This is a genomic window from Anaerobacillus sp. ABA4_114 (assembly GCF_056159065.1).
Genome location: NZ_JBSWUM010000001.1, coordinates 819,951 through 840,794, shown reverse-complemented (window position 1 = coordinate 840,794; position 20,844 = coordinate 819,951). Strand labels below are relative to the sequence as shown.

The following is a 20,844-nucleotide window of genomic DNA, read 5'->3' as shown; positions in this document are numbered from 1 at the left end:
ATTCGATGATATTAATTGATCAACTAACATACACTAGGAAAAGTTTCACTCTAAACGTTCACCATTTACAACTTAATTCTGGTATCACCATCTTAGTAGGAAAGAACGGAGCTGGAAAATCTACTTTCCTTCAACTCCTCGCCACAGCTCTAAAGCCACATCGAGGCACCATTTCGTATGGAAGAAAAACGGTAAGTGAAGCATTACCTTATATTCGTAAACAAATCGGCTTTCTTCCAACAGGTGTAGAATTGTATGAAGAAATGAAGACGAAGCAGTTCTTGAATTACATGAGCGAATTAAAAGGGATATCGAATGCGAAAGCAGTAGAAGCATCGATTCAAGCTATGAACCTTGCGGATGTAAAAAAGAACAAGATAAAATCTCTTTCTCAAGGTATGAAGCAACGGGTAGGGATTGCACAAGCACTTCTAGATTCGCCTTCCTTTCTACTACTCGATGAACCTTTAAATTACTTGGACAGTCAAGAAAGGAAGAACGTAGTCTCTCTCTTATCACGGTATGGTACAAATAAGATCGTTCTCGTCGCAACGCATGATCTAAATGAATGGGAAGAAATTGCTGATAACATTATTTGGCTTAGTGAAGGACAGGTCCTTTTCGATGGTACAGTGAATTGTTGGAAGAGCAATGCGATTCGAGTTTGGCAAGGTAAAGTGAAGCACACCGAAGTCCATGGCCTGGATACGAATCGAATCACGTATATGAAGCGAGTTGAAGATGGTATCATCGTAAAGTATCTATCAGAATCAAAGCCATTCAAATCCTTCACGTTGGTTTCAACCAGCATTGAAGATGCGTATTTTATTCGAAAATATAATGCGTTACTTGAACATAACCAGTTCTAACGAATACATTCATCATTAAAAAACCTCCTAAAAATTAGGAGGTTTTTTACATTTACCTTTTTGAATTCCAAGCAGTTGTGTAAATGTTAAACAGCTCTTCAAGCTGTTTAACAAGGTTTAGCGCAAGAAGACCATTTCCTTCTGCACTATTCCTATATCCGATTGGAACGGTCCGCTTGATGAGCTGGGCATAGATTTCAGGTTCCGTTAGCGTTCTGTTAAATTCTTTCTCAGATAAATTCATTAACAGTGCTAACGCTCCAGATACATGCGGTGCTGACATTGAGGTACCAGACAACACTGCGTATTTGCTTTCAGGGAAAGTAGAGAGAATATCGACACCAGGTGCAATAAGGTCGATCTCATCGTTCGTATTTGAAAATGGTGCTAGCGTACGACTAAAAGATGAAGCACCTACCTCGATCACTTCGTTATAAGCTCCAGGATAAGCATATTCTGGTGTGTCAGCTCTTGCATCTCCTTCATTTCCTGCCGCACATACAACCGATATGTTTTGATCGATCGCGTCTTTTATCGCTTCATGAAGCTCTGGTAAGTCAGATGGGCCACCTAACGACATCGAAATAACATTCACCTTTTCACCGTTAGGGCCCTCCCAATCGATCGCATAACGAATTCCGCTTATGATGGATTCGTACGTGCCACTTCCCTCACCATTCAATACCTTCACGATTAGAAGCTTTGCTTCTGGAGCAACCCCTACGATTCCGTCCGCACCCTTCTCAGCGGCGATCGTTCCAGCCACATGAGTGCCATGCCCATTGTTATCATCATAGTTATCCGGGTCCGCGTTATAATCTTTCGTAAAGTTCTTTCCATCAATAATTCTAGACTTGAGGTTAGGATGATCAACTTGGCATCCCGTGTCGACTACAGCCACTATTCTGTTTCTTCCACGATCAGATTCCTCCCAAATTTCAGGAGCCTGAATCATCTCTACACCGTCTGGATAAGCCTCATCAGCTTTACTGACTACTTCATTTACTTCAAATGGTATTAGTTTTACCTCGTTCATAAGTACCCCCTTCACGAGACGTTAACAGAATTATCTGATAAAAAGGGCGTTTTTGTCCAGTCCTATATGTGCTAATTCTTTCCTTTTTTCGAGATGCGACTGATTCCTTAGACCTATAAGAGGCGGGCTGTTTTCTCAGCAAGGCTGCTGCGCTCTGTACTTGAAAGCTGTGCGATGCCTACTTCGTCTTCTTGTTTCAACCGTTCTACAGCGTACGTCAGTCCATTGTTAACTGAGTCAAGGTAAGGATGATCGATTTGATCCGGATCACCGATCAACACGATTTTTGTCCCTTCGCCGACCCTGGTCAAGATCGTTTTCACTTCATGAGGAGATAAATTCTGTGCTTCATCTATAATGATGAATTGATTTGGAATGCTTCTGCCTCGAATGTATGTTAACCCTTCTATTTTCAGAGTATGAAGGCCTGATAAAATATTCTCTAGTTCAGCTTCCGTTCGTGTATCAAAAAGAAATTCTAGATTATCGAAGATCGGCTGCATCCACGGTCGCAATTTATCTTCCTTTTCACCAGGAAGGAAGCCAATATCGTTTCCAACGGGTACGACCGGCTTCGAAATTAAGATCTTCTGATAAAATTGCTCATCCTCTGTTTGACTGAGACCTGCAGCGAGTGCAAGGAGCGTTTTTCCTGTTCCTGCCCTTCCAGTGACACAGACCAATGATACAGTCTTATCAAATAACAAATTCATCAACATGCGCTGTTGCACATTCTTCGGCGAAATTCCCCAGGCATTATAAGAATCCTTTTGGATTCCCTTCACAACCAAGCCATGATCTCCCATAACGACTTTTCCAATTCCTGAATGCTTGCTACCGAACAGATCCTTCATGATGATAAAGTCTTGAGGATAGACCTCGCCCTCTACGTAATCACCTAGACTTTCAAGAAGTAGCTCTTCTTCATAAAGTGCATTGATGAGATCTGGTGGAACGCTTATTTCTACATATCCTTTATGTAATCGATCGATGTCTTGAATTAAACGGTCACTTTCATATAATTCCGGGAAGAACGTAGAAAGATCAAGCGATTTCTTTAGCGCATCAGCTTTCGCAATCATAAGCATGTCGTTTGAAACTAACGTAACTTCTCTAGACGGTTCGTAGCTTAAGTTAATCGCAACTGCAATGATTCGGTTATCATTGGAATCCTCTCTGAACTCACTTTGAAGCTTTTCAAAAGAACGATGGTTAAGCTCTATTCTAAATGATCCTCCTGAATCAAGAGCGATCGGCTGATCTAGTCTACCTTTATTTTCATTTCGAAGTTCTTTGTATATTCTTCCAAATTCACGTGCGTTTCTGCCCACTTCATTCATAAGTCGCTTCTTGGAATCGATTTCCTCGAGAACGATCGCAGGAATAACCACTTCATTCTCTCCAAATTGAAAGATGGAATGAGCATCGTGCAAAAGAATATTGGTGTCTAGAACAAAGGTTTTCAACAACAGAACAGCTCCTTTTTCAAGTGAAATAGAAAGACTGAAAGGATACGTTATCCTCTCAAGTTCATTATTCCAGATAAGAGGGAGCACAACCTAGCACCTTTACATAACTCAAATGAAGTTTACTATATTTTCACATTAGGAAACTTCACATTGCGCATTCATAGAAAGGATTGTATAATGAAACGGTGCTAAACATTATATCGTTCAAAGGGGAGTAGCTAGCTACAGTATGGTCGTCATGACGAGAAACGATGTTTCTCCGGCCACACTGGCAGTCTATCAGACTGTTAGCGAGACCTTTGCCCGCATGCCGGACAAAGGACCCTTCTTTATCATCCTGTCCGTCGTCATGGCAGGATTTTTTTATTTGCTATCATTTTTATGAGGAAGGTGTATTCATGGATTTATTTTCAGCAGAATTTTTTATGGCGTTGCTGAGCATCATTATGATCGATATCGTACTTGCTGGTGACAACGCCGTTCTTATCGGTATGGCTGCTCGTAACTTACCAGAGCAACAGCAAAAGAAAGTCATTTGGTTAGGCGCACTTGGTGCAATTGTTATTCGTTCAGTTGCAACACTCCTAGTCGTTTGGTTGCTAAAAATACCTGGTCTCCTTCTTATCGGTGGAGTCGTATTACTCTGGATTGCATATAAACTATTGAATGAGGAAGAAGAAGATGAAGAAGTAAAATCAGCAAGTAACTTGTGGGCGGCTGTCCGTACGATCATCATTGCTGATGCTGCTATGGGCCTTGATAATGTGATCGCAGTTGCAGGTGCGGCAAACGGAGATTTCCTACTTGTTGTCATCGGATTGATCATCAGTATTCCAATCGTCGTTTGGGGAAGCACACTTATTCTTAAGCTCATGGAGAAATATCCAGTTATCATCTTCATCGGAGCGGGAGTTCTTGCATGGACAGCTTCTAAGATGATTCTACACGAGCCTTTCATCGGTGACTTTATCAATCACAATGCGTTCATCGAGTGGACCTTTATGATACTAGTAACAGCTTTAGTGCTTCTTGCAGGCAAACTGAAGTCAGCTTCGTCAAACCACGAGATTGCTCGTGAACATTAATGAAGAGCTCTGGGCGGTGAACTGTAACCCGAATAATGGACACTTATAAAAAAGTGCCCCCATTATTCGGGTTTTTCTATTTCTTGAAATTAAAACCGTTATAATGAAACAAAGCAAAGGAACGGAGTGAGTAAATGGCTAAACGTATCTTCACCCATATAGAAATGAAGCAGCTTGAGGATAACCCGAACGTTTTACGTGTATCAAAACGTTCAATTAGCTATCAACCATCATTCAAGAAGATGGCGATCAAGGAATACCAAAAAGGGAAATTTCCTAGTCAAATCTTTGAGGAACATGGATTTGACTTAAATGTAATTGGTAAAAAACAACCCAAACGTGCTCTACAAAGATGGCGTGAAACCTATGATAAATATGGAGAATTGGGCTTTGAAGGAGAACATAGAGGTAAAGCCAGTAGTAATAAATCTACTAAAGACCTTTCTGCAGAAGATAAATTAAAGAAAGCCGAAGCTCGTATTAAATACTTAGAGGCTGAAAACGAATTTCTAAAAAAGTTAGACGAACTCGAAAGGCAGGCGTTGAAGAAGAGAAAGTAACTCCAGAAGAGGTTTATACACTCATCGACGGTATTATCCGTAAGTTCACTCTAAAGAATATCATTTCTTTCTTGTGTGATCTTGCCGGTGTGAGTCGAAGTGGTTTTTATGCATGGCGTAAGAGTGGTCCTTATAAATCACTAAGAGATGAAAGAGATAATAAGGATGTCACATTAATCCGGTTTATCTTCCAAAAGGAAAATGAAAAAGCAGGTGCACTTCAAATCAAAATGTTCTTAGAAAATGATTATGGCGTCATCATGAATCATAAAAAAATCCGAAGGTTGATGAAGAAGTTTCAGCTTGTGACAAAAATTAGACAGGCAAAACCTTATAAGCGAATGTTTAGAGCGACTCAGGAACATCGGACATACCCGAATCTTCTCAATCGTGAATTCAAGCAGGAAAAGCCTGGACTCGTTTTCTTAACAGACATTACGTACATTTATTATGGTAAAGGACAAAAAGCATATCTTTCATGCATAAAAGATAGTACGACAAATGAGATTGTAGCTCATCACGTATCCACTTCTCTTGGAATGGATCTGGTTTATCATACCTTAGAAAAACTCAAAAACGCTGAGGGCATTCTTCGTTCAGATGCATTAATTCATTCAGACCAGGGCTTTCATTATACGCATCCCTCTTTCCAACAAAGAGTAAGCGACATTGGGCTAACACAGTCAATGTCAAGGAAGGGAAACTGTTGGGACAACGCTCCTATGGAGTCATTCTTTGGTCATTTTAAAGATCGAGTCGATCATAAATCTTGTAGTAGTTTCACTCAACTTAAGAAAGATGTAAATGATTATATCAAGCACTATAACCATAGAAGATACCAGTGGGGATTAAATAAAATGACCCCGGTTCAATACCGAGGTCATTTACTAACAGCATAGGCTCTTTTTATAGACTGTCCAAATTAAAGGTTACAGTTCACGGACCAGAGCTCTTTTCTTATGTTTTCTCTTCACTAATATACTGCTTAAATATGCCATGTTCTTGAAACCCTAGCTTTCTCAAAACAGGTTCTGAGGTTCCAAGTCTCGCTTGCGTAACGGCAAAACGGCTCCCTTTCTCTCTAGCTTCCACTAGTCTATCTTCCACCATCTTTCGGTAAATCCCTCTCCCTCTGTATGACGGCAACACACCAGCACCAGTCATATAAAGAGTAAGACCGTCATGACTATAGCGATAGCTTGAGTAGCCTACCGGCTTCTCATCATCGAATGCTACTATAAATCCTCCTCGACGATCAGGAAGGTTTAAGTAGCTCACTCTCTCTTTATACGCTGCTTCTAAACTATTTTGGTCATAACCCCATACTTCACTGCTTAGTTTAGCGTGTAAGAACACATCTTCTTTTGTTTCTACATTTTTAATAAGAAAATGTGACGGTCTTTCTATAACATCTTCTATTGGCTTTGCTAAACCAACATATGTATCATAGTGGCTCATTCCAAGCTCTTTCAGCTTCGTTTCAAGGTCTGGATTATTTATGACCCACCAAGAAAAGGGCCGTCCCTCAAAATACTGAAATACAGAGGCTGCATCATCGACAGACTGCTTGTACCTAACCACTCTGTTCGCATGAAGACTCGTAGAATTCAAGTTTTTTATCATAATTAGGTCTTCTTTTAAAACAAAGCGAATACATTCAGGTACAAACGATGGTTCATAGTCCCATTGAAGCGCTTCAATCTTTTCTAACATTTCGTACACCTACTTTTTCAACATTCGATCATGATCTGTTTCAATGTCTTCTGGTTTGAGCCCGGTGGTTGCTGAGGCTTCCATCTGAAGGTTTCGGTTGCAGTTTTCGCATGTGAATGAAGACGACTTATTTCTTAGCAGTTTACGGTATTGGGGATGGCCAGGTTTAATTTCATATTCTTTTTTACAGAATAAACACGTCTTTATCATTAGATCTCCCCCTTTACTTATGTATTCTCCATGCCACCCATAATAAACCTGTAAAATGTCCAAATTGTCACATTCAGTTTTTGATTAGAATACATTATTCAAGGACATACTGGGAATAAAAGAACCATTAAGGGAGGTGTACTCTTGGAAGCGAATCAGCTAAGAAAAGCCATTGAACAACGGAAACACTTTTACATTTCAAAGCTGGTTGAAGCAGGTGCATACTCCACTTCTGATCAACACCTTTACCAGTGCACTTTGACAGACCTTGAGAAAGAGTACAAACAGCTAAATTACTAATTCGAAGAGATTCTAACTGAATCTCTTTTTTTATGTTAATCACGAAATAAATTAAAAATATATGTATAGAATAAACGTGAAATGTCCAAGCTTAAGACATAGATAGATAAACTAGTAATGTTAGAAAGGATGATTTACTATGAATAAAGCAGAACTACTACACACCGTTGCTGAGAGAGCTGAGATGTCAAAGAAGGATACTGCAAGAGTGATAGACACATTGATGGATACGATTGCTGAGGCACTCGCAAAAGGTGAAAAAGTTCAACTCGTTGGCTTTGGTAACTTCGAAGTAAGAGAACGTTCCGCTCGTAAAGGTCGTAACCCGCAAACTGGAGAAGAAATCTTCATCCAAGCTTCAAAAACACCTGCTTTCAAACCAGGTAAAGCACTAAAAGAAAAAGTAGTCTAAACCTACAAAAGCTGGAATCATTTGATTCCAGCCTTTTCTATTAAGGAGTCCATATGGATATCGTAAAATATGTAGTAACTGCGGCAACAATCGTGATGCTATGTTATTTTTATTATCGGATGGCAAAAAAATAACGAGCGCGCCCTAGAGCGCGCTTAACTGTTTATTAAGCTTGTTATACCAATCCTCTGAAAGCTCTTTCGCTAGCATCGCCTGCTCAAGACCCTTCCGATCTTTTCTGTCATGGTATGTTAAACGATTTACCATCGCAACACTCACATCATGATCTGGCCTTTTGTGAATGCTTACCTTTTCACCAGCAGATACATAACCTTCCTGAAGAACTCTTAGATAATATCCGCTAAATCCATTGTCAGTTACTTGTTTTACCATGTCGTCAACACGGAACTTACTTGCGAGTTTATAACACGGTTTCCTTGGTAAGCTTACTTGTACTAAGATTTCTCCTATACAGTAGATATCACCAATTCTCGCCTCATTTTCATCTAAACCGGAGATGGTAAAATTCTCGCCAAATGCTCCAGGAGATAGTTTACGACTCAACTTCTCTTCCCAGTAAGGATAATGCTCATAAGGGTATACACAGATCGCTTTCTCAGGTCCACCATGATGAACACGATCAGCCTGTCCATCCCCTTCTACCTGCACTGTAGATACATAAACCGGCTCATGAGTAGCTGCTTTTATAATACCTGATTCCATCACATTTCCTTTGTAACTCATTTCAACTGGCATCCCAACATTTACGCTGATTAGATTTTTCATAGTCTTACCTCCCTCCTCTCTAATCGTAGCATAAATTTCCATTTCTAGAATGTTTGAAAATGAAAAAGCAGTCCCGAAAAAGGACTGCTTTTCACTATGAATGCTTATCATCTAGACGCTTTTCTATTTCTGCTAACTCCTTCTCATTTTTAAGAAGCTCTGCTTTATTTTGCTCGACAAGCTGTTTAAACGTTAATTTCTTGTGCTTTTTCACAATAACCCACCAACTTTCTGTCTGTATGCTAATGATTATACATCAGCAATACATAAGATAAGTTTACTAATTGTTAAAATTTTATGAAAATTAACACATAATTTAGTTTATTCATCTTTTTTTCTAATATAACCTTGTTCTTTTAAGGTTCTTTTTTTCATTTATAATGATGAGAGAAAGGGGTTTTTTATGATGGGATACGTTGAGGAATTACGAAGCCTCGTTGGTAAACGCCCTCTTATCCTAGTGGGGTCAGTCGTGATCATTCGTAATAAAGAAGGGGCTATTCTATTGCAAAAAAGGAATGAAAAGAAAAAACGTTGGGGGTTACCTGGTGGGTTGATGGAGCCTGGAGAATCTACAGAAGAAACCGCTATTCGTGAAGCGAAGGAGGAAACAGGATTACGAATACGTTCACTCACTCTTTTTCAAATGTACTCTGGTTCAGAGTTTTTTACTGTAGCTGATAATGGAGATGAGTTTTACTCTGTCACAGCTGCCTATCATACGGATCATTACACTGGTCAATTAACTTCAAAACAAGAAGAAAGCTTGTCCTATGCGTTTTTTGATCCAACCTCTCTACCTGATAATATGGTTGGTAGTCATCGAAGAATGATTTCTGATTACGTAACCATCTCTACAAAATAAACAAACAGCCTGGCAATTCGCCAGGCTGTTTGTCTACAGTTACTCTCCTAAATTAACGTTGTGGTATACCTGCTGTACATCTTCAAGATCTTCGAGCACGTCTACTAGTTTTTCAAATTGTTCCTGTGACTCTGCTGGAAGGTCGACCTCATTTTGAGGGAGCATTGTTAATTCCGCAACAGTAAATTCAGTGATTCCTTCGTTTTTCAGCGCTTCCTGAACTGCATGAAACTGATCAGGTTCAGCATAGATGATCACAGCATCCTCTTCTTCTAGTAAATCTCTAACGTCGATGTCTGCTTCCATCAATAGCTCAAGCAGTTCGTCAGCCGTTTTTCCTTCGATACCAAATACAGCTGTCGGATCAAACATATAAGCTACAGAACCATTCACACCCATGTTTCCACCGTTTTTTCCAAAAGCCGCTCTCACATCTGAAGCAGTACGGTTCACGTTGTTTGTTAGTGTCTCTACGATCAACATCGAACCGTCTGGGCCAAATCCTTCATAACGAAGGTTGTCATAGTTTTCTTCAGATCCGCCTTTTGCTTTCTCAATCGCACGATCGATGATTGCTTTTGGTACATTGTATGTTTTCGCACGTTCTAGTACTAGTCGTAGTGCCTGGTTTGCTACTGGGTCTGGCTCTCCCTGCTTAGCTGCTACATATATTTCACGACCGAACTTGGCATAAATTCTACTCGTATTTGCATCTTTTGAAGCTTTTTTTTCTTTAATGTTATTCCATTTTCGTCCCATTACGTTCCACTCTCTTTCGACTTAATCTTACCCACTATTTCATGGTTATGAACACTTTCATGAAAATACACTAACACTTCTCTATTAATTATAGCACATCGTAGTGGCCGCTTATTGAGATTCACCTTTAGAAATGGCAGCAGGATAACCGTTTCCTTTTTGTACAAGAAGAGTATGATGGTAATTAGAAAGGTGGGGTAAAATGCAGAATCAAAGAGTAAGAGATTATGGTATTTCTATAGGAGAATTAAAAACGGGACCGCTAAATTCTATAACCGACGTGACAGGGGTTACAGTTGGACATGCTACGTTAAGTAACGGTGAGATGCAAACTGGCGTAACAGCTATCCTTCCCCATCAAGGGAATACATTTAGAGAAAAATGCATGGCTTCTACTCATGTGATCAATGGTTTTGGAAAAACCATGGGTACGATTCAAATGACCGAACTTGGAACATTGGAAACGCCAATTCTGTTAACAAACACACTTAGCATTGGAACAGCATCAGATGCACTCATCGAATACATGCTCGATCGATGCCCTGAAATCGGTCATTCAACAGGAACGGTCAATCCTGTCATTGGAGAATGCAATGACATGTTTCTTAACAATATCCGAGCAAAATACGTGAAGAAAGAACATGTTTTTGAAGCAATTTCTAACGCTTCTACACATGTAGAAGAAGGCGCAGTTGGAGCAGGTACTGGTATGCTTTGTTACTCGTTAAAAGGTGGGGTTGGAACTTCATCTAGAATGATGGAAATGGGGCATGGCACCTATACACTAGGTGTTCTTGTCGTAACCAATTTCGGTATATTACGAGACCTGCGTATCGATGGAAAAGCAATCGGTGAAGAGCTCAAAGCAAATCTATTACATAAATGGGAAGAAAAAGACAAGGGTTCAATTATGGTGACCGTTGCCACAGACCTTCCTGTTTCGGAGCGGCAGCTAAATCGGATCATCAAACGATCCGTAACGGGCTTATCGAGGACAGGTTCCATCATTACGACTGGAAGCGGCGAAATCATCATTGGATTTTCCACAGCAAACAAGATTCCACACGAGAAATCTTCAGAACCGTTACAACTTCAAACGATCCACGAAGAAGACATCGACCTAGCATTCCGAGCGGTAGGTGAAGCTACTGAAGAAGCGGTGCTAAATTCACTAACACAGGCAACACATGTTGTAGGTAGAGACGGAAACGAGCGCCCAGCATTAAAGGATTTGTTGGAGGAGTTTGATATGAAGCTATAAAAAAGAACCTACTAGGTAAGTAGGTTCACAGCTTGATCTCAGCTTGTCGAGAAACCTATGTCATTATTCGGTGCTCCCGATGCCGTAGTCGATTGCACGCTTTCCGCGGACGAACGTCCAAGCCCGAGGTGAAATTCACACCCCGGTCTCGGCCGCCCGTTCTACCGCAGGAGTCCGCGATCGTCTCTCCTACTCAATTTGAATATATCCAAAAAGAACATCCCGTCCCAATGGTTTAACAGAGATCCTGACCATCCCTTTGTCTATCAACGACTAATCCAAAACCTTACTTTCTCTACATGCTAAGAACCTACTAAGATAAGTAAGTTCTTCTACAACTCATCAAAGCCATTATCATCCGATACCTTTGTATACTGCCTGGATTTCTGTTCGAAGAAATCGCTCTTTCCAGAATTAACATCTGCATACGCCTTAATCCAACGCATCGGATTTTCTCGATAGCCTTCAAATGGCCGGTCGATTCCAAGTTGGTTGACACGTTTATTCGTCATAAACTTAATGTAATCATTAAGCTCATTTTGTGATATCCCAATAAATTTATTTCCTATGATCGCTTCCCCCCACTTCATCTCTAACTCCGCCGCTTTCTTAAATGTATCCTTAATAAATCGATGGTTTTCCTCCGTGTTCAGGTGAGGTTGCTCATTGAACAGTTCTTTTACAATGTTCGCAAATAATGTGACATGTAGCTGCTCATCACGATTAATATAATTGATCATAGTCGAGGTCGATACCATCTTTTGATTGCGGGCGAGATTATAGAAGAACGCGAATCCCGCATAGAAAAACAAGCCTTCTAAAATAACGTCGTATACGATCGACTCAAAAAACGTTTGAGGCGTTGGGTCTTCTACAAACCTCTCGTAACCTGAAGCAATGAATTCATTTCTCTCAAGTAAGATCTCGTCATGCTTCCAATATTCAAAGATTCGATCCTGCTCCTGTTTTGAAACTAGTGATGAAAGCACATAGCTGTAAGATTGATTATGGATAACTTCTTGGAAAGAAAGAACCTGCATTAAGGCAGATAAACTAGAATCTGTTAAATAATCAGCTACTTTACTCGAATAATCGGTTTGAATGGAATCAAGAAACGCTAGTAGACCAATAATTTTCTTGAACGTATCCTGTTCATCGTTGGATAAGGAGTCCCACTGTTTAACGTCTGAAGACATGTTGATTTCAAACGGCGTCCAAAAATTACCCAACATGTTTTTATACATTGGATACGTCCAATTGAATCTTGTATCGTCCCAGTTTAAAACGTTCGAACTTTTGCCATTAATAATCCCACTAGAGCGATTGGGAGCTGAAATATCATAGATTTTTCTTTTTTGGATTGTATTCATACTTCTTCCTCCTAACTTGAGCAGCTTTCGCAATCTTCGATATCTACTGATGTACTTCTCACGTAATAAGTGGTTTTTAGTCCTTTTTTCCATGCTGTCATGTGTATGTTCAACAACTCTTTGGCTTTAATCGTGTTTTGAACATAGATGTTAAACGAAATAGACTGATCGACATGGCGTTGACGCGCAGCATTTTGTTCAATGCTCCATAATTGATCGATATAATAAGCCGACTTATAATACCAGGTCGTTTCAGGTGATAAATCAGGTGCTGTAACAGGAATCTTGTAATCTTTCTTTTCCTCTGAATACTCTTTACGAAAAATTGGATCGATCGATGCTGTGGAACCTGCTATTAAACTTGTGGAGCTATTCGGTGCAACAGCTAGTAGATTAGCATTGCGTAGACCTTGCTTCTTCACTTTTTCTTTCAGTGTTTTCCACTTTTCATCGTGATAGTTTCTACGATCAAAATAAGCGCCAGTATGCCAGTCCGATTTCTCGAACATCGAGTAACTACCTTTTTCACGAGCTAATTCCGAACTCGCTTCAATCGCTAAATAATTGATCGTTTCATAAAGATGATCCGCAAACTCAACAGCTTCATCCGACTCCCAAACGAGCTTCTTCTTCGCTAAGAGGTGGTGCCAACCGAAAGTCCCAAGTCCGATCCCTCTATATTTTTCATTTGTAAGTTGAGCCTGTGGGACTTCAATCGTGTTGCAATCGATCACATTATCAAGCATTCGAACTTGAATTGGGATTAGCCTTTCAAGAACACCTGCTGGAACTGCTCGACCTAAATTAATACTCGATAGATTACATACCACATAATCGCCAGGATTTTTGGTAATTACGATCTTTCCTTCGTTTGTTATTTCTTCTTCCACAGTCGTCGCGCTCATGTTCTGCATAATTTCAGTACATAAGTTCGAGCTGTAGATCATACCTGCATGCTTATTCGGATTCGCTCGATTCACAGCATCTCGATAGAACATAAATGGCGTACCTGTTTCTAACTGCGATTTCATAACGCGTTTCATAATATCGATGGCTGGTATAGTTTTACGAGATAATGTATCACTGTTTACACACTGCGCGTATTTTCTCCTAAAATCTCCATCTCCATCGCCTTCACGTTCATCGTACGCATCTTCAAGTGAAAAGCCCATCACTTTCCGAACTTCATGAGGATCAAACAAATGCCATTCACCACGTTCTTCAACGGTTTCCATAAATACATCCGGTATACACACCCCCGTAAAAAGGTCATGTGTTCTCATCCTCTCATCACCGTTGTTCAGCTTTGCATCAAGAAATTCAATGATGTCTCGATGCCAAACATCGAGATAAACGGCGACGGCACCTTGTCGCTGTCCTAGCTGATCCACACTTACTGCAGTGTTATTCAGTTGCTTCATCCATGGAAGTACACCAGAAGAGTTACCTTTGTATCCTTTTATGTCACTGCCTCTAGCTCGAATCTTCCCGAGGTATGCACCGATTCCACCTCCGTTTTTTGACACTGTCGCAATGTCAGTGTTGCTGTCATAGATGCCTCGCAAGCTATCATCTACCGTATCGATAAAACACGAACTAAGTTGACCATATGTTTTCCCTGCATTCGCGAGAGTAGGTGTAGCAACTGTCATATACAGATTTGAAATGGCCCAGTAGGCTTCCTTCACTCGTTCCAAACGTTTATCTTCCGACTCCTTCATCATCAGCATCATCGCGATAATGAGAAAGCGCTCCTGAGGAAGTTCCATAGTGTTTTTTTCAAAATCTTTTGTGAGATATCGATCTGCAAGCGTTCTTAAGCCGATATAGGTAAAAAGATGATCACGATCTGGAGCTATGTTTGCTGCAAGGTGTTCAATTTCTTGTTCGCTATAGTTTTTAAGGAGATCCGCGTTGTAGATTCCTTGGCCCGTAAGTCGTTTCAATAGGCGATGAAATGTCCCTTTACCATACACCTGTTCTTCTCCACGAATTTCCAAAGCTCTGTCATAAAGTGACTGAAGATGAAAAGATGCTGCTACATATGTCCAATCTGGTTCTTCGGCTGAAATGCGCTCGAGCGCATTTAAAATCAACATGTGTTCAACATCGCCGTCCGACACTTCTCCAGATATACCGCTTCCTAATTTGTTAAAAAACCCTTCACTATCAAGATTTGAAAAACGCTTAAGAATGTTTTTGGCTTCTATTATGATCTCATGTTCCTCTAGAGCAATCGTTAAACTCATCTAACCCTCTCCTTTTTTTAGCAAAATAAAAAAGCTCACTCTTCTATGAGTGAGCTTTTGAGAATACGACAAGGGTAGAATCCAGGGATAACCCTGCATCCTTTCTGCCACTTCTCATCCTCAATCCCCGAAGAATAGAAACGTTTCTGAGCATCGGCAGGTCTACTGGCTACGTGCTTCTTCCTCAGCAAGCCTTCCCGGATCATCATCCAGTGGCATTTGCTTCGTCCACACGACAGTTGCGGGGACAGCTCCGGATTAAAACCGGATTCCCTATTAAGTCGTTTCACGACACCGCATACTCAATCACTATTTAATTAACTACCATAAAGTCTATATATAGTATCTAATCTAAAAATAAAACACTAAATATCGATGTATTTATCTTACCGCACATTCTGTAATCTAACAAGAAGAAAAAATCAATCAATGTGTGATTAGGTATAAAGTCTTTCTATAGCCTAACACTATCTTTCATTTTCAGCATATATTGTTTATACCTAAAAATGTTTCCTTAAGGAAAAAGGAGATAAGCTTATGAGTAAAAAGCAGCACACATGCTTAAAGAAACTAGCCGGATATACACAATTGTGTTATAAAATGGGATTGCTCAGTGAAGAAGAAAGTAAGGAGATCATGAATCACTTATCACAAAAATCATGAGAATAAAAAAAGAGATAGGAAACCCTATCTCTTTACGTTAGCTTACCTTTTCAATTAATGCAGTAAGTATTTCATCTTTCTTTTTCGCTAATGCCAATGCTTCTTCACGTTTCTCTTTCATTTCACTGAACTTTGCTTTCATTTCATCTTTCTCTTCATCTGTAAGCTCAGGTCTTTCGCCACTATCTTTCCATTCTTGTTTTTGTGCTTTCAATTTCTCATGAGCAGCCTTTGCTTCTTCATGAAGTGCATTTAACTGCTCATTTACGTCGGCTAACTCAGTTTGTAATTCTTCAACGCCATCAATTGCTGAGGCATTTTTATCGAGCAATAAATCGATTAGCTTTTCTTGTTTCTCAAAAATCGATCCCATTAATTCATGATTTTCATTTCCTTTTTCTTCTTTATGAAAACCTCGCTTATGGTGATGCCCTTTCACCTGTCCTTGTTCCTGAACTACCTCAGTACCGTCTACTTGTGCACCCTCTTCAGATGCCGCGTTTGCACTCACACCAGCTATTCCACCTGCAAGTACAACTGAACCTGCAATACCTAGTAACCACTTTTTCATTTTTTTCGATCTCCCTTCAAATTATTATCCTTACACACTTAATTATGGACAATAATTGTGGAAGAAATTGCGAAAAAAGTGTGTGAAATTGTGTGATTTTATTTCCTTAGCTTTTCAATGACGTTGTCATCCATACTCCTCACGTGCAAATCACGTTGAGGAAAGGGAATTTCAACATGATGATCAGCAAGCACCTTATTTATTCGGAAATTAAGATTACTCTTTGTCACGACCGCCGCTTTTGGAGAAGAAATCCAAACGAACAACTGAAAGTCCAAGGATGAGTCACCGAACCCGATGAAATTTACAAACGGTTCTGGTTTTTCAAGTACATACATTGAATCTTCTTTCTCATCTTTTGCAACTTGATGGAGCAGTTCTCTTACAAGTTCAACATCTGAACCGTAAGCAACGCCGATCGGTACGACGAGACGCAATCGATTATCTCCGTAGGAGTGGTTAACGACCTGTTCTTCTATAAAGTAAGAGTTAGGCATGATGATTCGTTCATTATCAAGCGTCCGTATAATTGTTGCTCGCATTTTAATTTGCTCAACATCTCCGATAATGTCATTAATTATCACGCGATCACCTACTTTGATGGGGCGCTCGAATAATATAATAAGACCTGAAATGAAATTGTTAGCAATGTTTTGCATACCAAAGCCGATTCCTACGCCTAATACACCTGCGAAGATGGTCAATGCGCTTAAATCGATTCCAACAGTAGTCAAACTAATAATCACTGCTATTACCATCAAGGTATAATGGAACACTCGATTAAATGTAAATTGCAACCCCGTATCTAATCGATAGTGGTCATACAAAGGGGGCATCAGTAGTGAGGTGAATATCTTTGACAGCCTGTTCGCAAGCGTAATGATAAACAATGCGATGAGAAGAAGCAGCAAAGATATTTCAACATCACCGATCGTGAACAGCTCACGGCTCATCCAGGCATACTCAGAAAAGTAGAGAAGCAAGAAAACGATGATGGCATATAGCGTTAGCCAGTTTAGGAATGAGAGGACTGCATGCTTACTCTCCTTTTTTTCTAAACCTTTTCTTTTAAAGAACAGCGCTTTAACGATGAACCTAAACAAAAGGATACCTATGATAACACCAATCGTAATGAACGTGTCTTTAGCGATTGAACTTTCAAAGAATGGAAATAAAAAAGTAAAAACCTCCTTTAGCAAGAATTGTGAATGATCACTTGTAACCTATTCCGTTATCAACACGTTATGTTGTATATAGTGATCTAGGGGGTTAAGGAATGAGAAAGTATTTACTATTTAGCTTTGTTATAGCAATCCTTATACTTACTGCCTGCAGCTCTAATCAACAGTCAGAAAGTGGTGACAGTGGAGAGCCACTCTCAGAAGAGATGGATAGAAGTGCAGGCGAAACAAAAGAAAGCGCTTCTGAATCCAGCTCTTCGAACGAAACGATGAAGATGCCAGAACTTCAAACAGATCGAAAAGTTATCTTTAACGCTAATTTATCTTTAACTGTAGATGATCTTTCTGATGCCACAGGCCGATTGAAAGAGCTACTCGAAGCAAACGGTGGGTATATTGTAGAATCAAGAACGTTCTCTGAAGAAGAGATCAACTACGGTTCGATGACAGTCAGGGTCCCTCAAGATAACTTTTACCCTTTTCTTGATGAAGCTGAAACAATTGGTAAAGGTACACCAGAAAAATCGGTTACTGGAACTGATGTTACAGAAGAGTTTGTAGACTTAGAAGCAAGGCTGAAAGCAAAAGAAGATGTGAGAGATAGGCTCCAATCATTTTTAGAAAAAGCTGAAAAAACGGAGGATCTGTTGGCTATATCAAACGATTTGTCTCGAGTTCAAGAAGAAATCGAGCAGTTAAAAGGGCGTATGAACTATTTAAACAATCAAAGTGACTATTCGACCGTGACTGTTTCATTAGAAGAAAAGAAAATTAAAGTCCCTGCTTTCGGAGAAGGTGATAAGAGTACGATCGCCGAAGCAAAACAGTTGTTTATGAATACAGCAAATGGAATTCTATCCTTCTTCTCTAAGACAGTTGTTGTGCTCATTGGATTATCTCCTGTGCTCGTGCCACTTGCAGCTTTAACCCTATTTTTCTTCATACGCAATCGTAGAAGAAAAAAAAGTGATCCAAACATCCATTGATATCGTTAGCTTATTAAATCCACAATAGAGCAAACGAGGTGATACGATGAAAGTAGTCATGTCTCTAGTTACTGCAGTCATCATCTTTCTTCTGATTGCTGGATATACCAATAACTATTCATCAACAGCTGAAACAGGTTCAGAACCAGTTAAGAAAGTAGAAATTGAAAATGGTGACGTAGCGTATGACAACGTAAAACAATCGATCGATGAAAATGCAAATAGAATTCCAGAGTCGAGTGAAGAAGGTATAATCCCTGTATCTGTCGAGATCCCTTCTATTGAAGTTAAATCAAAAGTTGAGAATGTAGGTATTTTGGAAAACGGACAGATGGGTGTTCCATCCAACCACGTAAATGTCGGATGGTTTGAACCTGGCTTCAAGCCTGGCACGACCGGAAATTCCGTCATAGCAGGACATGTAGATAGCAAATCTGGACCATCTGTTTTCTATCACCTTGAAGATCTATCAGAAGGTGATGAAGTATACGTTACCGATAAGGATGGAGAAACACTTACGTTCGTTGTAACAGGGAAAGAAAGGTACCCATTTCAGAATGCACCTATTGAAAAAATCTTTGGACCAAGTAATGATGCAAATCTGAACCTCATCACGTGCACCGGTAACTTCAGTCAGTCTCATGGAACACACGAAGAACGCCTCGTCGTGTTCACTGAGCTCAAAGCAGAATAGTAATAAAACAGAAAAAAGACGCTTCTCCTATTCTATAGGACGAAGCGTCTTCAGAGTGTAGAGAAAGTCTCGAAAGTAGTCGATCATTTCCATTCTAATTAATGTTGATGGATAGTGAACTATCTGCCTGTTAAACCATTGGACGGAAAGGTCGTTTTGGATAAATTCTCATCAAGTAGGAGAGACAATCGCGGACTCCTGCGGTCGTACGGGCGGCCGAGACCGGGGTGTGGGTTTCACCTCGGGCTTGGACGTTCGTCCGCGGAAAGCATGCGATTTTCATCGACTACGGCATCGGGAGCACCGAATAATGAAATAGGTTGCTCGACAAACTGAAGACGCTTCTCCTATTCAATAGGTCGAAGCGTCTTTCATTATGCAATCAACTAGCTTTCTTGATTTCTACCTCATTTAAATACCGATTGAAATAGTCATCTGTTTCAGATTTAATCACTTTAAACAATAGTAGTAAGGCGATTAAGTTTGGAATCATCATAAGTGCATTCGCCATATCAGCAAATGCCCAAACAGTAGTCAGATTAGCCACTGTTCCTATAAAACATGCGGAGATATAGACAAATCCATAGTACGTAGTAAATTTTGTACCTGCAAGGTATTCGAAACATTTATATCCATACACATACCAACCAATAATCGTTGAGAACCCGAAAAAGATGACTGAGAAGGTTACAATGTACTCTCCTATAATACCTAGACTCGATCCGAAGGCAGCTGTAGTCAATGCACCTGCTTCTAGATCCGCATTATGGACGACACCTGAGAGTTCTCCACCTGTTGGATCCCAAAATCCAGTAATGAGTAATACTAACGCCGTCATCGTACAAACGATGATCGTTACGATAAAAGTACCTGTCATAGCTACAAGCGCCTGTCGCACGGGGTGCTCTGCCTTTGCATTACCAGCGATAAGAGCCGCTGTACCTAAACCAGCCTCATTTGAGAAAATTCCTTTTGAAACTCCAGATTTAACAGCTTCCATTACGATTACGCCTGAAAAACCTCCCACTGCTGAAATTGGGGAGAATGCGTAGGTGAAGATTAACTTCATCGCAGGTAGGATTGCTTCAACATTCAGAACGATAATGATTAATGCTCCAACTATGTAGAGAACAGCCATTACCGGAACAAAGAATCCTGCTACGGAGCTGATACGTTTTACACCTCCGAAAATAATCAGAGAGGTAAGTCCTGCAACGATTACTCCAGTTACCCATCCATCGATATTAAAGCTTTCATCAACTACACTCGCAATCGTATTCGATTGAACACTGTTTCCAATTCCTAAAGAAGCGATCGCACCGAATAATGCAAATGATATCGCAAGCCACTTCCACTTTGCTCCAAGACCTTGTTCAACATAGTACATCGGTCCACCGGCATACTCACCTTTATCATTTTTCACACGATATTTCATCGCAAGAAGGGCTTCACCGTATTTGGTCGCCATGCCAACCAGTCCTACAACCCACATCCAAAAAACAGCACCTGGACCTCCGATTGTGATCGCAGTAGCTACACCGGCTATATTTCCGTTACCGATGGTAGCAGCCAAAGATGTCATAAGTGCTTTGTAGTTACTAACATCTCCCTCAGCAGAGCTGTCTTCCGATTTTTCTTTCGTAAAAGCAAGCTTAAATGCATAACCTAGCTTTCTAAACTGAAGTCCTCTAAGGATAAGTGTCAAGAAAACACCAGTTCCGAACAATAGGATTAAGCTTGGTGCTCCCCACAAAAATCCATTTACTATTTTAAGCAGTTCTAAGATGTCCATTTCCTCTACTCCT

22 protein-coding genes and 1 riboswitch are annotated in these 20,844 nt (G+C 40.2%); of the genes, 10 read left to right on the top strand and 12 right to left on the bottom strand.

The genetic code is table 11. The annotated features are described in order from the left end of the window. The first annotated feature begins 5 nt into the window (after positions 1–5). The gene (locus tag ACXAEY_RS04100) at positions 6–869 is read left to right on the top strand and encodes an ATP-binding cassette domain-containing protein (RefSeq protein WP_474810631.1); all 864 of its coding nucleotides are present in this window, start codon (positions 6–8) and stop codon (positions 867–869) included. 52 nt (positions 870–921) lie between these two features. Here ACXAEY_RS04100 and ACXAEY_RS04095 read toward each other — a convergent pair whose 3' ends face one another. After that, the gene (locus ACXAEY_RS04095) at positions 922–1,905 is read right to left on the bottom strand and encodes a S8 family peptidase (protein ID WP_474810630.1); all 984 of its coding nucleotides are present in this window, start codon (positions 1,903–1,905) and stop codon (positions 922–924) included. A gap of 113 nt (positions 1,906–2,018) precedes the next feature. Continuing rightward, complete coding sequence (locus ACXAEY_RS04090; RefSeq protein WP_474810629.1) at positions 2,019–3,374, bottom strand: PhoH family protein; 1,356 nt, start codon at positions 3,372–3,374, stop codon at positions 2,019–2,021. A gap of 398 nt (positions 3,375–3,772) precedes the next feature. On the opposite strand from ACXAEY_RS04090, the gene ACXAEY_RS04085 reads away from it, so the two are divergent. Together ACXAEY_RS04085 and ACXAEY_RS04080 are read left to right on the top strand one after the other, a co-directional pair. Next, the gene (locus ACXAEY_RS04085) at positions 3,773–4,459 is read left to right on the top strand and encodes a TerC family protein (RefSeq protein ID WP_474810628.1); all 687 of its coding nucleotides are present in this window, start codon (positions 3,773–3,775) and stop codon (positions 4,457–4,459) included. Positions 4,460–4,593: 134 nt separating this feature from the next. Further along, positions 4,594–5,918 (top strand): IS3 family transposase gene (locus tag ACXAEY_RS04080; protein ID WP_474810627.1). Its coding sequence is split into 2 segments (ribosomal slippage): positions 4,594–4,978 and positions 4,978–5,918, totalling 1,326 coding nucleotides; the frame shifts between segments, so codons are not numbered across the junction. Between the two features lie 58 nt (positions 5,919–5,976). Here the strand turns inward: ACXAEY_RS04080 and ACXAEY_RS04075 are convergent. Next, a complete protein-coding gene (locus tag ACXAEY_RS04075) occupies positions 5,977–6,732 on the bottom strand; it encodes a GNAT family N-acetyltransferase (protein ID WP_474810626.1) in 756 nt (251 codons plus the stop codon). Between the two features lie 9 nt (positions 6,733–6,741). Then, on the bottom strand, positions 6,742–6,942 hold the full coding sequence (locus ACXAEY_RS04070) for a hypothetical protein (RefSeq protein WP_474810625.1): 201 nt from the start codon (positions 6,940–6,942) through the stop codon (positions 6,742–6,744). Between the two features lie 144 nt (positions 6,943–7,086). Here ACXAEY_RS04070 and ACXAEY_RS04065 point away from each other — a divergent pair, with 144 nt between their 5' ends. Together ACXAEY_RS04065 and ACXAEY_RS04060 are read left to right on the top strand one after the other, a co-directional pair. After that, positions 7,087–7,242, top strand: coding sequence for a Fur-regulated basic protein FbpA (locus ACXAEY_RS04065; RefSeq protein ID WP_270179960.1), 156 nt, complete (start codon positions 7,087–7,089; stop codon positions 7,240–7,242). A gap of 139 nt (positions 7,243–7,381) precedes the next feature. Next, the gene (locus tag ACXAEY_RS04060) at positions 7,382–7,654 is read left to right on the top strand and encodes an HU family DNA-binding protein (protein ID WP_270179961.1); all 273 of its coding nucleotides are present in this window, start codon (positions 7,382–7,384) and stop codon (positions 7,652–7,654) included. Positions 7,655–7,798: 144 nt separating this feature from the next. Here the strand turns inward: ACXAEY_RS04060 and ACXAEY_RS04055 are convergent, their stop codons facing one another. Both ACXAEY_RS04055 and ACXAEY_RS04050 read right to left on the bottom strand, forming a co-directional pair. After that, positions 7,799–8,440: an MOSC domain-containing protein gene (locus ACXAEY_RS04055; RefSeq protein ID WP_474810624.1), complete on the bottom strand. Its 642-nt coding sequence runs from the start codon at positions 8,438–8,440 to the stop codon at positions 7,799–7,801. Positions 8,441–8,534: 94 nt separating this feature from the next. Further along, on the bottom strand, positions 8,535–8,654 hold the full coding sequence (locus tag ACXAEY_RS04050; protein WP_318246487.1) for an FbpB family small basic protein: 120 nt from the start codon (positions 8,652–8,654) through the stop codon (positions 8,535–8,537). A 192-nt stretch (positions 8,655–8,846) separates the two neighbouring features. Here ACXAEY_RS04050 and ACXAEY_RS04045 point away from each other — a divergent pair, with 192 nt between their 5' ends. Next, the gene (locus tag ACXAEY_RS04045) at positions 8,847–9,305 is read left to right on the top strand and encodes an NUDIX hydrolase (RefSeq protein WP_474810623.1); all 459 of its coding nucleotides are present in this window, start codon (positions 8,847–8,849) and stop codon (positions 9,303–9,305) included. Between the two features lie 39 nt (positions 9,306–9,344). Here ACXAEY_RS04045 and ACXAEY_RS04040 read toward each other — a convergent pair whose 3' ends face one another. After that, a complete protein-coding gene (locus tag ACXAEY_RS04040) occupies positions 9,345–10,064 on the bottom strand; it encodes a YebC/PmpR family DNA-binding transcriptional regulator (protein ID WP_270179963.1) in 720 nt (239 codons plus the stop codon). A 202-nt stretch (positions 10,065–10,266) separates the two neighbouring features. On the opposite strand from ACXAEY_RS04040, the gene ACXAEY_RS04035 reads away from it, so the two are divergent. Beyond that, complete coding sequence (locus ACXAEY_RS04035) at positions 10,267–11,325, top strand: DmpA family aminopeptidase (RefSeq protein ID WP_474810622.1); 1,059 nt, start codon at positions 10,267–10,269, stop codon at positions 11,323–11,325. A 332-nt stretch (positions 11,326–11,657) separates the two neighbouring features. On the opposite strand, the gene ACXAEY_RS04030 is transcribed toward ACXAEY_RS04035, so the two are convergent. Together ACXAEY_RS04030 and ACXAEY_RS04025 are read right to left on the bottom strand one after the other, a co-directional pair. Next, the gene (locus tag ACXAEY_RS04030) at positions 11,658–12,695 is read right to left on the bottom strand and encodes a ribonucleotide-diphosphate reductase subunit beta (protein WP_474810621.1); all 1,038 of its coding nucleotides are present in this window, start codon (positions 12,693–12,695) and stop codon (positions 11,658–11,660) included. 11 nt (positions 12,696–12,706) lie between these two features. Next, the gene (locus ACXAEY_RS04025) at positions 12,707–14,944 is read right to left on the bottom strand and encodes a ribonucleoside-diphosphate reductase subunit alpha (protein ID WP_474810620.1); all 2,238 of its coding nucleotides are present in this window, start codon (positions 14,942–14,944) and stop codon (positions 12,707–12,709) included. A 138-nt stretch (positions 14,945–15,082) separates the two neighbouring features. Beyond that, positions 15,083–15,259, bottom strand: a riboswitch (cobalamin riboswitch). Between the two features lie 222 nt (positions 15,260–15,481). On the opposite strand from ACXAEY_RS04025, the gene ACXAEY_RS04020 reads away from it, so the two are divergent. Beyond that, complete coding sequence (locus ACXAEY_RS04020; RefSeq protein WP_270179983.1) at positions 15,482–15,607, top strand: hypothetical protein; 126 nt, start codon at positions 15,482–15,484, stop codon at positions 15,605–15,607. Between the two features lie 37 nt (positions 15,608–15,644). On the opposite strand, the gene ACXAEY_RS04015 is transcribed toward ACXAEY_RS04020, so the two are convergent. Continuing rightward, positions 15,645–16,178: a hypothetical protein gene (locus tag ACXAEY_RS04015; protein WP_474810619.1), complete on the bottom strand. Its 534-nt coding sequence runs from the start codon at positions 16,176–16,178 to the stop codon at positions 15,645–15,647. Positions 16,179–16,276: 98 nt separating this feature from the next. Next, on the bottom strand, positions 16,277–17,377 hold the full coding sequence (locus tag ACXAEY_RS04010; RefSeq protein WP_474810618.1) for a mechanosensitive ion channel family protein: 1,101 nt from the start codon (positions 17,375–17,377) through the stop codon (positions 16,277–16,279). A 77-nt stretch (positions 17,378–17,454) separates the two neighbouring features. On the opposite strand from ACXAEY_RS04010, the gene ACXAEY_RS04005 reads away from it, so the two are divergent. Both ACXAEY_RS04005 and ACXAEY_RS04000 read left to right on the top strand, forming a co-directional pair. Then, positions 17,455–18,345, top strand: coding sequence for a DUF4349 domain-containing protein (locus ACXAEY_RS04005; RefSeq protein WP_474810617.1), 891 nt, complete (start codon positions 17,455–17,457; stop codon positions 18,343–18,345). A 46-nt stretch (positions 18,346–18,391) separates the two neighbouring features. Then, complete coding sequence (locus ACXAEY_RS04000; protein WP_474810616.1) at positions 18,392–19,039, top strand: class F sortase; 648 nt, start codon at positions 18,392–18,394, stop codon at positions 19,037–19,039. Positions 19,040–19,421: 382 nt separating this feature from the next. On the opposite strand, the gene ACXAEY_RS03995 is transcribed toward ACXAEY_RS04000, so the two are convergent. Further along, the gene (locus ACXAEY_RS03995; protein ID WP_474810615.1) at positions 19,422–20,831 is read right to left on the bottom strand and encodes an alanine/glycine:cation symporter family protein; all 1,410 of its coding nucleotides are present in this window, start codon (positions 20,829–20,831) and stop codon (positions 19,422–19,424) included. Positions 20,832–20,844: the final 13 nt, after the last annotated feature.

Coding starts and splice junctions, on each gene's coding strand:
- ACXAEY_RS04020 (WP_270179983.1), top strand. CDS start 15,482: ATGAGTAAAAAGCAGCACACATGCTTAAAGAAACTAGCCGGATATACA.
- ACXAEY_RS04000 (WP_474810616.1), top strand. CDS start 18,392: ATGAAAGTAGTCATGTCTCTAGTTACTGCAGTCATCATCTTTCTTCTG.
- ACXAEY_RS04015 (WP_474810619.1), bottom strand. CDS start 16,178: ATGAAAAAGTGGTTACTAGGTATTGCAGGTTCAGTTGTACTTGCAGGT.
- ACXAEY_RS04060 (WP_270179961.1), top strand. CDS start 7,382: ATGAATAAAGCAGAACTACTACACACCGTTGCTGAGAGAGCTGAGATG.
- ACXAEY_RS04070 (WP_474810625.1), bottom strand. CDS start 6,942: ATGATAAAGACGTGTTTATTCTGTAAAAAAGAATATGAAATTAAACCT.
- ACXAEY_RS04040 (WP_270179963.1), bottom strand. CDS start 10,064: ATGGGACGAAAATGGAATAACATTAAAGAAAAAAAAGCTTCAAAAGAT.
- ACXAEY_RS04075 (WP_474810626.1), bottom strand. CDS start 6,732: ATGTTAGAAAAGATTGAAGCGCTTCAATGGGACTATGAACCATCGTTT.
- ACXAEY_RS04035 (WP_474810622.1), top strand. CDS start 10,267: ATGCAGAATCAAAGAGTAAGAGATTATGGTATTTCTATAGGAGAATTA.
- ACXAEY_RS04100 (WP_474810631.1), top strand. CDS start 6: ATGATATTAATTGATCAACTAACATACACTAGGAAAAGTTTCACTCTA.
- ACXAEY_RS04045 (WP_474810623.1), top strand. CDS start 8,847: ATGGGATACGTTGAGGAATTACGAAGCCTCGTTGGTAAACGCCCTCTT.
- ACXAEY_RS04025 (WP_474810620.1), bottom strand. CDS start 14,944: ATGAGTTTAACGATTGCTCTAGAGGAACATGAGATCATAATAGAAGCC.
- ACXAEY_RS04030 (WP_474810621.1), bottom strand. CDS start 12,695: ATGAATACAATCCAAAAAAGAAAAATCTATGATATTTCAGCTCCCAAT.
- ACXAEY_RS04005 (WP_474810617.1), top strand. CDS start 17,455: ATGAGAAAGTATTTACTATTTAGCTTTGTTATAGCAATCCTTATACTT.
- ACXAEY_RS03995 (WP_474810615.1), bottom strand. CDS start 20,831: ATGGACATCTTAGAACTGCTTAAAATAGTAAATGGATTTTTGTGGGGA.
- ACXAEY_RS04095 (WP_474810630.1), bottom strand. CDS start 1,905: ATGAACGAGGTAAAACTAATACCATTTGAAGTAAATGAAGTAGTCAGT.
- ACXAEY_RS04055 (WP_474810624.1), bottom strand. CDS start 8,440: ATGAAAAATCTAATCAGCGTAAATGTTGGGATGCCAGTTGAAATGAGT.
- ACXAEY_RS04085 (WP_474810628.1), top strand. CDS start 3,773: ATGGATTTATTTTCAGCAGAATTTTTTATGGCGTTGCTGAGCATCATT.